Below are 12,375 nucleotides of genomic sequence, written 5' to 3'. Positions count from 1 at the left end.
AAATGGCATCGATTATCATTAACAAAGCTTTAGCCGAAGATCTGGAAACCATACAGGCTTTGGGAAGGCAGACTTTTTATGAAACCTTTGCAGAAAGCAATTCAGAAGAGGTGATGAAAAACTATCTGGAAGAAAGTTTCAGTACCGAGAAAGTAAAATCAGAATTCAATAATCCTGATTCTCATTTCTTTATAGCCTGGGAAGAAGACATTCCTGTCGGTTATTTGAAATTAAACTCCGGCGCCGCGCAAACCGAATTGCAGGATGAAACTTCTCTGGAAATAGAACGTATCTATGTCAAAAAAAGCCATCACGGACAGAAAGTGGGTCAGCTGCTTTATTATCAGGCTCTGGAAACTGCTCAAAACCTGAAAAAAAGTTATCTGTGGCTGGGAGTTTGGGAAGAAAATCTGAGAGCGCTTCAATTTTACAGGAAAAATGGTTTTGAGCAATTCGGGACTCATACCTTCAGGCTGGGAGGCGACGATCAAACCGACCTTATGATGAAGAAAGTTTTAGATTAAATTATAAGCTTTGAAAGAACTTTTAGAACAGATCAATACTTATTATCCGCTTTCACAAGAAACGGTTCAAGCCCTGATGAATATCTGTACGGAAGAAACCTATCACAAAAATGAACTTCTTCAGGAAGCCGGAACTGCAGCCAGATATTATTATTTTATACAATCAGGATTGGTGGGATATTACACGGTAGACCAGCAGGGAGATTCTGTGTATAAGATTTTCTTTGAAGAAAAGAGTTTTGTGGCTTCTACTGCAGCCATTATCAAGGATAAACCCAGCGACTTCAATATCATCGCTTTGGAAGACTGTTCGGTCATAAAATATCCGGCAAAAGCTTTCAGAGAACTGATTAACCGATACCATGATCTGGCATTATTTCAAATCCATTATCTGGAAAAAAACTGGGTGGTAAAAAAAGAACCGCTGGAAATTTCTTTAAAGCATGAAACAGCCAAACAGCGTTATTTGCAGTTGCTGGAAAATAAACCGCTGCATGACCGCCTTAAACAGTATCACATCGCTTCTTATCTTGGCATTACACCTACTCAGCTGAGCCGCATAAAAAAAGAAATAAACTGACAAAAGCTTCAACATATGTTGAGGTTTTTTTATTTTATCGGCCGCATATTTGTACCATAATCGGGAACAGTTGTATGGGAGACAGCAGTCTTATCAGATTCCCAGGTTAATAACAAAATTAAAATTATATCCTATGAAAAATTTAGTAAGTATTATCTGTTTATTGACGGTATCTGCACAGCTTTCCGCACAGAAAATCATTCATAAAGAAGTATTCAGTGCCAGAATGAATAAGAACATTAAAACCATTATCATCACACCGGATGTACAACAGGGCGAAACCTATCCGTCGGTTTATATTCTTCACGGGTATAGTGGAAATCCCGACAGAACAATCAAGCAGGATATTCCTGATCTGGTTCAGAAAGCACAAGAGGATAAGATAATCTATGTCTTGCCGGACGGAAATTTCAATTCATGGTATTTAGATAGTCCGTTGGTTAAGGATTCCCAGTATCAGACTTTTATCGGGCAGGAACTTGTAGAATATGTTAATAAAAATTATCCGGTGAAAAATGATAAAAAATTCCGCGGTATTCTGGGTTGGAGCATGGGAGGCTATGGTGCAGTGAACATTGGTACGACGTACAATAAGACGTTTGGCATCGTTGGAAGCTCTTGTGGAGCGCTGGATCTGGCTTCCTTTGGAGAAGGCTATATGAAATATCAGGTAGATAAAGTGGCAGGTCCTGTGATCTCGTTAAATCCTAAATTTCTTACAGACAGTAGGATTAAAACAATGGCATCAGCAGATCAGCAGTATATCTTTGACTGTGGTACGGAAGACACCCAGATGATCGCTATGAACAGAAACTTTCATAAAAAACTAACGGACCAAAAGATTCCGCATCTTTATATGGAGTCTTTAGGAATCCATGATTCTAAATACTGGAGCAGATCTTTATCTGAGCAACTGACTTTGTTTGATCGATTTTTTAAGCCGTAAATTTGCTTTTTTTTTAATTACATATATACTTTTATATTAATTGTTTATATAGTTTTATTTAAAGCTGAATTGAATGTATCCTAACCATGTCAAGGTTCAAAACCTTGACATGGTTTACAGGGCTCAAATTTTTAAACCTTTAAAAGCGAACCTCACCTTAATCATCTTAAAAACTTAAATGCCCTTAATGGTTTAAAGATTTTATACAGGTTTAAAAAAGTATTCAGCTAAAAAAATCCTTTTAAGCACAAAGCTTAAAAGGATCCATCATCATTATTATCAAATAAATATCTAATAGAACATTTTAAATGTTTTCAAAATTTTTACCCAAATGCTCTTCAATGACAAAGAACGGGTCTTCTGTAAGCGTGTGGGCTCTCATTTCCAGCAGGCTCACTTTGCTCATCATACGAAGCATAATTCTCCTTTGACATTCGTGTTCCACGCCGTCGATATTTCTTACCCCGGCACGGAAAGCTGATCTTCCGTGAGCACATAAATGGTTGTTCACCAATATGACATCTCCGGCCTGAGGCGTAAACCCTGAATAGATCAGATCTCTGGCCTCTTCCCAGAATTCTGTCAGATGGCTGTGGGCATCATCAGTCTGCTTAATGCTTGGGTTGAATAGCTGTTCAGCAGCATCAAACCTCATAAAAGGCAATTCGTAATTACCATACAGAACGGCATCCAATGCTTCTTCTTCGTCCATACCGGTTTCCAGATTGGCATCTTTCGGAATTTTATACATACGCTCAAAAAGAGGCCTGAAATTGTCTCCGATAGATCCGTGAGAACGGATAGAATAGAGGGTAGAAGGTACCTGCTCTTCATTACGGATGTACATAAAACTTAAAAAGTCAGCCTGATGCTTCAGGAAGGCATCTTCGGTATGCACATAAAGGTCTGTTGCAGATCCCGATCCCGTCTGAGTTTCTCTCATTTTTTCGTCAGGAATAATCGCATGCATCAGCCCACCGCCTTTACGCTGGGAATAATATTGTACAGGTTTCGATGGAAGTGCTCCATGAATCAAAGCACACGCAAAACCATAGATATTGAATTTAGAGTAATCCGCAGACTGCCAGTTTGGAGGTGTATTCCCGATACTTTCCTGATCAATGTCCATTAATCCTTTGAATACCAGCGCTCCATACTGATCTATTGAAAAATCGCTGGCAAAATCAGCGGCTATATGTAGAATTCTTTCCGGCAAGAAATAAGATGCCATCTGGTGAACGTGGGTAATGAAGTCTCTATTTTCATAGCTGCCATATTTTCTCTGAAGATGCACCGCTGCATCTTGTATCATTCTTCTTTCCTGAGAGGTGATCTCAATGACTCTCGGAAGCAGTTTTACCGCAGTAATACTGTCGTTATCTAAAATTTCTAGCGAATTCATTAAAAAAATCTTTGGTGTGTGAATTTAATCTTTATATTTGTTTTTAATTATTCTAAATAACAATAGACGGTTCAAATTTAGGAATAATTTATCAATCACCCAAAAAAAACTTGAAGAAATGCGAAAAATAAAAACTTGACAATCAAGTATATACATCTATATACTATACACACTTCACACTACTTACTGATTTAAAAAATCACCTTACAAATACCATATGAACAACAATCAAATGCCCGCCGGAGAGATCCTGGGTGCCTCCTTACCTCACATTTCGGGGAATTTTGGAAATATTTTTCATACTGACAATTATGATCATTACCGTTCCGCTGTCGAAGAAACTTTAGACCTTGTAGGAACTTTTCTTCACAGAAATGACAAACCCTTCAGCGGAATAGAAGCCAAAGAAATGAAAGGCATGGTACAGCAGATAGACCTTAATCAAAAACTATCTTCATATCAGGAGCTACTTGAAGAGGTAGATACTATATATGTAAAGCATGCGACTGCTTTTCACCTTCCGCAATACGTGGCACACCTTAACTGTCCTATCGTTATTCCTGCACTGGCAGGAGAGATTCTTGTAAGTGCCATCAATTCTTCACAGGATACCTACGACCAAAGCGCCGGAGGAACCTTCATGGAAAGAAAGCTGATCGACTGGACCGCAGAGCAGTTAGGATATAATGCAGAAATCAGCGACGGAGTTTTCACAGCAGGCGGATCACAGAGCAATCTGATGGGGCTGGTAATGATGCGTGACTGCTTTTCCCAGAAGAGATACAACCATAATATTAAGCTGGACGGTCTTCCACAGGAAGCAAGTCGGTTTAGGATATTTGTTTCTGATAAATCCCATTTCAGCAACTTAAAGAATGCCTCTATCATGGGATTGGGCGAAAAAAGTATCGTGAAAGTTCCTACAGACGAAAGATTCTGCATGGATATCACTTTGCTGAAAAAATACATTAAGAGAGAAGAACAGATGGGCAATATTCCTATCGGAATTGTAGCGACGGCCGGAACCACAGACTTCGGAAATGTAGACCCACTGGAAGACATCGCCAATGTTTCCGAGCAATATAATATCTGGATGCACGTAGACGCGGCTTACGGATGTGCCTTATTATTAAGCGAAAAGTACCGTTACCTTCTGAACGGTATCGAAAGAGCGGATTCGGTGACGATAGATTATCATAAATCCTTCTTCCAGCCCATCAGCAGCAGTGCTTTCATCGTTAAAAACAAAAGAGAATTAAGAATCCTGAAACACCACGCAGACTATCTGAATCCTGCGGAAATAGATGAAGAGGAAATTCCTGCACAGATCAACAAATCCATTATCCAGAGTACCCGTAGATTCGATGCGCTGAAACTATGGTTTACTTTAAGAATGATGGGCAAAGAACAGCTCGCAGAATATACAGATACGGTGATAGACCTTACCAAAGATGTAGCGTCTATGATCACTGAAAATCTTCACTTCGAACTGCTTTCCGATACAGATCTGAGCGTTCTGGTTTTCCGTTATATCAGACCTGATATTGAGGACCTGAATGCTTTGAACCAGCATATCAAAATGAAGCTTTTCTACAGCGGGGAAATTCTGGTGGCAAGTACCAAAGTAGATGGAAATTTCTACCTGAAGTTTACGTTCCTGAACCCGATCACCACAACAGAAGATGTTTACCAAATTTTAAATACAATCAAATCGCATGGAGAAGACTTTGATACAGCCAACTAAGCTTACGGAAAAAGCACAGGAAATCACCATTAGAATCCTGCTGAACGGAATGCTTCGTGAGCTTGGAAACGGAAAGTTCTATCAGGGAGTTCCGAAATATGATGCTCTTACGGCTCAGGCACTGGAAAACAGCACCTATCCGCTTCATATAAGATTTGAATTAAAGAAAAGCGACATCTTTTTATTCGCTCCGGTTTCTTACCGTTCTGAAAGTGCTTTCCACAATTACGGATCGCCTTTGTGGGTGGTTGATCATAACAATCAGAAGGTTTTTGAACCGGATGTTGATCAGCTTACAGAATTGGTATACCGCGAACTTTCTGAGCAGTTCAGTGAAAAAGGCCTTGAATTATTTACCAAAAGAATTCACAGCAGCTTAAGAAATCTGGAAATGATCATGGAGGAAGGTTTACAGGATAAAGATGCTTTGACGTATTCTTTCCTGGAATCTGAACAACAGCTTCCTGTAGGACACAATCTCCATCCGTTTACAAAAGCGAGAATGGGATTCTCCAGAGAAGAGCAGCTTCTTTACGGACCTGAATTCAATAAAGGAATTAAGCTGGAGTATTTCCTGGTGCACAAAAACTGTGTTCAGGAGCAGTCGGTTTTGGAACAGCCTTACAACGAATTTCTGAAGAGTATGGTTTCATTACCTGAGGATCTTGAAGCGAAATACCTTAACGAAGGTGAAAAACTTTCTGATTTTTATACGGTTCCGTGCCATCCGTGGGAATCTACTTATCTTTTATCAATCAAAGAAGGGGCGGAAATGATCAAAGACCGTACTCTCATCCATATTGGAGCTTTTGGGGAAGAATTTCATTCAACCTCTTCCATCAGAAGCATGTACAGTCCTCAAATTCCGTGGATGCCTAAGTTTTCTTTAAATGTTCTTTTAACAGGATCGATACGAATCAATACGGAGAAGGATCTGAAAAGAGGCTATGCATCGGCTTTATGGAGAAAACATGCAGGCGCAGCGTTTGAAAAAGATTTTAATCAGTTTAAACTGCTTTTGGAACCTGTAACATTAGGTGTTTATCATCAGAATAAAAATATTGAAAGCCTTAATCTTCTGATCCGCGAAAATCCGTTCCAGCCGGAAGATAAAATCCTTCTTTTAGCAAGATTATGTCAGGACGAACCTGCAGACGGACAGAATTTTATCCAGAAGTTCTTTACAGATGTTTCTGAAAAACTGGGAACCAGTCCGGAAGAATCGGTGACCAATTGGTTTTCAAAATATATTCATCTGCTGATTGCTCCTTTAAACCATTTATACAGCCAATACGGCATGGCTCCTGAGGCGCATCAACAGAATCTTCTGATCCAACTGGATGATCAGTTGCTTCCGACGACTCTTTTTGTAAGGGATGCACAGGGATATTTGTTAAGAGAAAGCGCAAGAGAACAGTATGCGGAGCTTTCCAAAACGTATCCTGAGATTGAAGATCTTTTCATCAGGGATGAACGACTTTTAGACATTATCTCTTACCATGTTCTGGTGAGCAATCTTTCAGCACTTATCGCTTCCTTAGGAAAGACAGGATGGGTGAAAGAGAGAACTCTGATCAATATTCTTCATAACGAGTTTGAGCAGATTCATGAGAAAATGCCTTCTGATTTTACCCGTTATGCACTTGAAAACCGTCATTGGGGAACAAAAACCAACTTTAAGGCGGTTGCCAATAAAATTGACGGAATTACAAGCGCTGCAGCTATTTCTTACGCTAAAGTTCCGAATCTTCTTCATTATCACTATTTCTCTGATCAGCTGATTCATCCAAAAGGAAAAGAAGCTTTCTTCAAGCGTTATTTCCAGAAAGATGATGTCACGGTTACGATGAGACCCGTTAATCTTGATAAAGACCTTGAAATGCTTCATGAGTGGTTTAACCGTGAACACGCGATCAAAATCTGGCAGATGAACTGGCCGATTGACGAGCTGGAAACGTACTACCGATTAATGCTGCCGGGTGATGAAGCACACAGCTACATCGTCATGAGTAATGGCGAACCTACATGTAATATTGAGGTGTACTGGCCATGCAGAGATATTGTGGGTGATTATTATGATGTACTGCCTACCGATTACGGAACCCATCAGTTTATTGCACCTACAGATCCGAAGAAGAAATACGTTTCTCCTTCCACCCAGTCTATGGTAGATTATGTATTTGCCCAGCCTGAGGTTGGAAAAATGGTAGGGGAAGGCTCGATAGATTCTCTGGCGTCTATGATGAACAAGGCTCATGTCGGGTTTAAAGTAGATAAAGTCATTGAAATGCCTCATAAAAAAGCCAACCTTAATTTCTGCTACAGAGAATGGTACTGGGAAAAATTCCCGCAAAACAAAGATGTAGAATTCACCGTAAAAATCACTGAACATGAATAACAACACAATATATAACGTGATCGGAATAGGTATTGGCCCTTTTAACTTAGGACTTGCCGCCTTATCCAATCCGATTTCTGAATTAAAAACACTTTTCCTTGACCAGAGAGACGGTTTCGATTGGCATCCGGGATTGATGATCGACCACGTAACACTACAGACACCTTTCCTGTGCGACTGCGTATCCATGGCAGACCCTACCAATCCTTTAAGCCTTCTGAACTATCTGAAAGAAACGAACAGGCTGTACAAATTCTTTATCAGGGAAGATTTTTTCATTCCGCGTAAAGAATATAACCGTTACTGTCAATGGGTAGTGAGTCAGCTTCCACAGTGCCGTTTTTCGACGCAGGTGGTTGATATCGTGTATGAAGACGGATTGTATTTAATTACAACCATTCATACCAAAACCAAGGAGACAGAGGTGTTAAGAACAGAAAGACTGATCCTGGGAACAGGCACACAGCCTCATATTCCTTCGTTTATTCCTAAAGAGGATTCCCGTATTCTTCACACAAGCTCTTATCTGTACCGCAAAGAGGAACTTTTAGCTCAGGGTAAAAAAATTGCCGTGATTGGTTCAGGACAGAGTGCTGCCGAGGTTTTTTATGATTTATTGCAAAGCCGTGATGGAAATACCCAATTGGGCTGGTATTCGCGTCCGGACCGTTTCTTCCCGATGGAATATTCAAAGCTTACGCTGGAATTGACATCTCCTGATTATGTAGATTATTTCTACAGCAGGGATGAAGCGGCAAGAAAATCAATATTAAGCAAGCAACAGGCTCAGTTTAAAGGAATCAATTACGACCTCATCAACCAGATCTATGATTTCATTTACGACCTGAATATTGATAACGCTGATCCAAACCTTACCATTATTCCAAACAGCCAATTAGATAGAGTAGACAACAGCAATCCTGATCATTTAACCCTTGAGTTCACACAATTGGAACAAGAGGTTCCTTACGAACAGGAAGCTGACTATCTGGTGGTAGGAACAGGATACCGTTATCATGAACCGGCTTTCCTGAAAAATATTCAGTCCAGAATTAAAAGAGATTCCACAGGATTATTTGCGGTCAACAGGAATTATTCCATAGACCATAATGGCGGTGAAATCTACGTGCTTCACGCAGAAGTACACACCCACAGCTACATTTCTACCGATCTTGGAATGGCGGCCTACCGTAATTCCTATATCATCAATGACATTTTGGGAAGAGAACATTATAAAATCGAAAAGAAAATTGCTTTCCAGGATTTTGATGTAGAGAAACACGCTGCTGTATCAACTGTCAAAATATAACAGAACAATGAACACCCACTTAAAAAATAATACCATCAGCCAGGAAATCTGGCTCCAGGCCAACAGAGACCTTATGGCCAAGACGATTGCAGAATTAATGCATGAAGAACGGTTAAAACCTGTTGCCATTTCACAGGATGAAGAAGGATTTACGGTCTTCAAACTGGAAACAGGGATCGAAACTATAGAATACATTTTCCGCGGACAGGAAAGGATGATGGATTACTGGCATATTGATACTGATAGTATCGAAAAAATAGAGGATAGTATATCAACCTCAGCGCTGAATATTCCACAGTTCTTCCTTGAAATGCAGACCGTATTCGATCTGGATGCCAATACTTTGGCGAGATATACCGAAGAATTGTTGCATACGTTATACTGTGACGCATTGATATTATCGAGAGGCGTTATGTCTTCAAAAGAGCTCGCATCCAGTAATTACCAGACCGTAGAGCATCAGATGACAGGTCATCCTTGGGTAATTGTTAACAAAAGCAGGTTAGGATTTTCTCCTACTGATCTTGAAACCTTTGCTCCGGAAGCAGGAGAGAATTTAAAAGTGTTATGGCTGGCTGCTCATAAGGACAGATCAGCGTTCCAGTCGCTGGAGCACATAGATCAGGAAGGATTTTACCGTTCTGAAATTGGAGACGAATTGTATCAGGTGTTTCAACAAAGGTTGATTGATTCCGGAAAGTCTCCTGAGGATTATAATTTAATTCCTGTACATCCATGGCAGTGGGAACATAAGCTGAAAATTCACTTTGCAGGCGATATTGCATCCGATATTTTAATTCTTTTAGGAGAAGGAAATGATATTTACAGTCCGCAACAGAGCATCAGGACTTTGTTTAATACAGATCATCCTGAAAAAAGATACCTGAAAACCGCTGTTTCTATTTTAAGTACAGGAAACATCAGAGGACTGTCGCCAAAGCAGATGAAAATTGCCCCTTCCATTACAGATTGGGTGAAAGGATTAATCAAAGGTGACGCTTACCTTGAAACAAAAGGAACCATATTTTTAGGAGAAGAAGCTTCTATTGCTTACCTTCATCCTCAATACAGTGCTATCGCCGGTGTTCCTTATCAATACAATGAATTTCTTGGAGCTTTGTGGCGCGAAAGTGCTTCCAATTATTTACAGGAAGACGAAGAAATGTTTACCATGGCTTCCCTGCTTTTTGTAGATCAGAATGGAGTTCCATTGGTACAGGCTTTTGCAGAACAGGCCGGAATCAGTATTCAGCAGTGGATCACGGATTATCTGGATGCCTATCTTACACCGCTGCTTCACATTTACTACACCCATTCTCTTTGTGTAACCCCTCACGGAGAAAACATAATGGTCGTGTTGAAAAACGGAGTGCCGCAGAGAATTGTCATTAAAGATTTTGTAGATGATATTGTCCTGACGACAGAAGCACGAGAAAAACTTCCAGATCATCTGGCAGACGGACTCATCCAGTCTTCAAACAAGGAAAACGTTCCGTTGTCTATTCTTTTGGGTGTTTTTGATGCGTTCTTCAGATATTTATCCAATGTTCTGCATACCCATTCCAATTTTCAGGAAGAGACCTTCTGGACCCTTGTTCACGCTTGTATAGAAAACTACAAAAACCATAATCCTCATCTGAATGAGCGGTATGAAAAGTATGATCTGTATGTTCCTACCTTCAAAAGGTTCTATATCAACAGTCTTCGTTTGAAAAACAACGGTTACAGTGAAAATAAAGCATTTGCTATTCCAAAGAAAGACGGTGCACTGCCAAATCCTTTGTATCAGATTGCGAATAAAAACTCTGTAGCGACGGTATGAGAAAGTTTCTGCATCTTGTAAAAGAAGGCTCTGTATTTGCGTACGGAGCTTTAGCGGGAAAAAAAGTAGAACTTACCTCAGGGAGTATCAATCGTTCTATCTTCAGCCTTGCCATTCCGATGGTGATGGAGCTCGTGATGGAATCTGTTTTTGTCAGTATCAATCTTTTAATTATTGCAAAATTAGGAGACAAGGTCCTTGGACTGGTGGGAATTGCAGATAACTATATCAATTTTGCCAATGCAATTGCCATTGGTTTGGGTATCGCTGCTGCAACACTTACGGCCAGGAGAGCCGGAGAAAAAGATCAGGAAGGGATGAGCCGGACGGCCCATTATATCATATTGCTGGCTGCTGCTTTTGCATTACTGATTGGCGGTCTGTCATTCCTTTTTGCGGGCGAGATCATTAGTTTCCTTGGATTCAATACAGGGATTGTAGAGAACGGACTTCCTTTTTCCAAGCTGGTCTTTCTGAGTATCGGTCTGGTGATTCTGCGTCTGTCTATCAATGGTCTTTTCAGAGGAGCAGGGGATGCAGATCTGGCGATGAAGTCGCTTTGGCTTTGTCATATCTCCAGTATGATCTTTGCCGTGATTCTTGTTTTCGGATTGGGTTTTATTCCCGCTTACGGATTAATGGGATTGGCGTATGCCTCCATATTATCACGGTTACTGGCGGTTTTATATCAGTTCTTTATTCTTCTTACACGCAAAACCAGTGTGAATATTCTGGTCAAGTTTCATCTTGACCTGCCTTTAATTAAGAAAATCCTGAAAATTACTTTTGGCGGGTTGGTTCAGTATATTATTCCTGCTTCAAGCTGGCTGATCATGGTTAAAATCATCGCCACCTTCGGGACTACTGCTCTTGCAGGATACATTATTGCGCAAAGAATTGCTTCTGTGGCAACGATGCCTGCCTGGGGAATAGGAAATGCTGCAGGGGTTCTTACAGGACAGAATTTAGGAGCCGGAAACCCGGATCGCGCAGAGAAAACGGTATGGAGAGCAGGAGGGATCAATATGACCTATCTGATAGCTGTTGCTATATTCTGGCAGTTTGCTGCAGAATATGTGGTGACGTTCTTCACCAAAGAAGCCGAGGTAGCCAGATACGCCGTACAGTACATCCATGTGGTGTCTATGGCTTATCTCTTATTAGGCTTTACAATGGTGATCAGCCGTGCCCTTAATGCGGCCGGTAATATTATGCAGGTGACCCTGCTGTACATGATCATGTTCTATGTGATTCAGCTTCCTTTGGCTTACCTGCTTGGCGTAAGGCTTCAATGGGAACTGAAAGGAATATTTACGGCTATTGTTTCCTCGGAAATCGTACTGGCTGTCTTATTCCTCATGATCTTCAAAAATGGTAAATGGAAAACTATAAAAATTTAAAATGCACACAACAGACGAATTTTATGAAATTATCGCATCAGCAATCGCTGTGAAAAAAGAAATAGTAGATGAAAACCTTACCTATCAGGAGATTCCTGAGTGGGATTCCATGTCGCATCTGCTTATTGTAGAAGCTTTGGAGCAGTTCTACCGGGTCAAGTTTGACTTTAACGACATCCTTGAAATGGGAACCGTCGGAAAGATCCGCGAAAAAATGAAAAAATACGATGTACTCGTAGAAAACTAAGTA

The 12,375-nt window shown here is 40.5% G+C and carries 10 protein-coding genes; 9 read left to right on the top strand and 1 reads right to left on the bottom strand.

The window, feature by feature from the left end; all coding sequences use genetic code 11:
- The first annotated feature begins 2 nt into the window (after positions 1–2).
- From BUC06_RS13725 to BUC06_RS13715, 3 genes are all read left to right on the top strand, one after another.
- Positions 3–524 carry a GNAT family N-acetyltransferase gene (locus BUC06_RS13725; RefSeq protein ID WP_073334576.1) on the top strand — a complete coding sequence of 174 codons (522 nt, stop codon included), beginning with the start codon at positions 3–5 and terminating at the stop codon, positions 522–524.
- A gap of 10 nt (positions 525–534) precedes the next feature.
- Positions 535–1,104 carry a Crp/Fnr family transcriptional regulator gene (locus BUC06_RS13720; RefSeq protein ID WP_073334575.1) on the top strand — a complete coding sequence of 190 codons (570 nt, stop codon included), beginning with the start codon at positions 535–537 and terminating at the stop codon, positions 1,102–1,104.
- A 133-nt stretch (positions 1,105–1,237) separates the two neighbouring features.
- Positions 1,238–2,050, top strand: a complete 813-nt coding sequence (locus BUC06_RS13715) for an alpha/beta hydrolase (protein ID WP_073334637.1) — start codon at positions 1,238–1,240, stop codon at positions 2,048–2,050.
- 304 nt (positions 2,051–2,354) lie between these two features.
- Here the strand turns inward: BUC06_RS13715 and BUC06_RS13710 are convergent, their stop codons facing one another.
- Positions 2,355–3,452, bottom strand: coding sequence for a Fe(II)-2OG oxygenase family protein (locus BUC06_RS13710; RefSeq protein WP_073334574.1), 1,098 nt, complete (start codon positions 3,450–3,452; stop codon positions 2,355–2,357).
- A gap of 217 nt (positions 3,453–3,669) precedes the next feature.
- Between BUC06_RS13710 and BUC06_RS13705 the strand changes: the two genes are divergently transcribed.
- From BUC06_RS13705 to BUC06_RS13680, 6 genes are read left to right on the top strand one after another with little or no spacing between them, the layout of a single operon-like run.
- Positions 3,670–5,196 carry a pyridoxal phosphate-dependent decarboxylase family protein gene (locus tag BUC06_RS13705; protein ID WP_073334573.1) on the top strand — a complete coding sequence of 509 codons (1,527 nt, stop codon included), beginning with the start codon at positions 3,670–3,672 and terminating at the stop codon, positions 5,194–5,196.
- Positions 5,168–7,594, top strand: a complete 2,427-nt coding sequence (locus tag BUC06_RS13700) for a GNAT family N-acetyltransferase (protein WP_073334572.1) — start codon at positions 5,168–5,170, stop codon at positions 7,592–7,594. The genes BUC06_RS13705 and BUC06_RS13700 overlap by 29 nt, the downstream gene beginning before the upstream one ends.
- Positions 7,587–8,903, top strand: a complete 1,317-nt coding sequence (locus BUC06_RS13695; protein ID WP_083564074.1) for a lysine N(6)-hydroxylase/L-ornithine N(5)-oxygenase family protein — start codon at positions 7,587–7,589, stop codon at positions 8,901–8,903. Before BUC06_RS13700 ends, BUC06_RS13695 begins: the two co-directional genes overlap by 8 nt.
- 7 nt (positions 8,904–8,910) lie before the next feature.
- Entirely contained in the window at positions 8,911–10,725 is a 1,815-nt protein-coding gene (locus BUC06_RS13690) for an IucA/IucC family protein (RefSeq protein ID WP_073334570.1), read from the top strand.
- Positions 10,722–12,125: an MATE family efflux transporter gene (locus tag BUC06_RS13685; RefSeq protein WP_073334569.1), complete on the top strand. Its 1,404-nt coding sequence runs from the start codon at positions 10,722–10,724 to the stop codon at positions 12,123–12,125. Before BUC06_RS13690 ends, BUC06_RS13685 begins: the two co-directional genes overlap by 4 nt.
- Position 12,126: 1 nt before the next feature.
- Complete coding sequence (locus BUC06_RS13680) at positions 12,127–12,372, top strand: acyl carrier protein (protein ID WP_034730354.1); 246 nt, start codon at positions 12,127–12,129, stop codon at positions 12,370–12,372.
- Positions 12,373–12,375: the final 3 nt, after the last annotated feature.

Source organism: Chryseobacterium carnipullorum (assembly GCF_900142785.1).
Classification (GTDB): Bacteria; Bacteroidota; Bacteroidia; order Flavobacteriales; family Weeksellaceae; genus Chryseobacterium; species Chryseobacterium carnipullorum.
Note: the sequence above shows the minus strand (reverse complement) of the source record. Positions and strands in the feature narration are given on the sequence as shown.

What these genes read in the sequence shown, in the direction of transcription:
- BUC06_RS13725 (WP_073334576.1), top strand. Translation starts at nt 3, where the DNA reads ATGGCATCGATTATCATTAACAAAGCTTTAGCCGAAGATCTGGAAACC.
- BUC06_RS13715 (WP_073334637.1), top strand. Translation starts at nt 1,238, where the DNA reads ATGAAAAATTTAGTAAGTATTATCTGTTTATTGACGGTATCTGCACAG.
- BUC06_RS13710 (WP_073334574.1), bottom strand. Translation starts at nt 3,452, where the DNA reads ATGAATTCGCTAGAAATTTTAGATAACGACAGTATTACTGCGGTAAAA.
- BUC06_RS13705 (WP_073334573.1), top strand. Translation starts at nt 3,670, where the DNA reads ATGAACAACAATCAAATGCCCGCCGGAGAGATCCTGGGTGCCTCCTTA.
- BUC06_RS13700 (WP_073334572.1), top strand. Translation starts at nt 5,168, where the DNA reads ATGGAGAAGACTTTGATACAGCCAACTAAGCTTACGGAAAAAGCACAG.
- BUC06_RS13695 (WP_083564074.1), top strand. Translation starts at nt 7,587, where the DNA reads ATGAATAACAACACAATATATAACGTGATCGGAATAGGTATTGGCCCT.
- BUC06_RS13690 (WP_073334570.1), top strand. Translation starts at nt 8,911, where the DNA reads ATGAACACCCACTTAAAAAATAATACCATCAGCCAGGAAATCTGGCTC.
- BUC06_RS13685 (WP_073334569.1), top strand. Translation starts at nt 10,722, where the DNA reads ATGAGAAAGTTTCTGCATCTTGTAAAAGAAGGCTCTGTATTTGCGTAC.
- BUC06_RS13680 (WP_034730354.1), top strand. Translation starts at nt 12,127, where the DNA reads ATGCACACAACAGACGAATTTTATGAAATTATCGCATCAGCAATCGCT.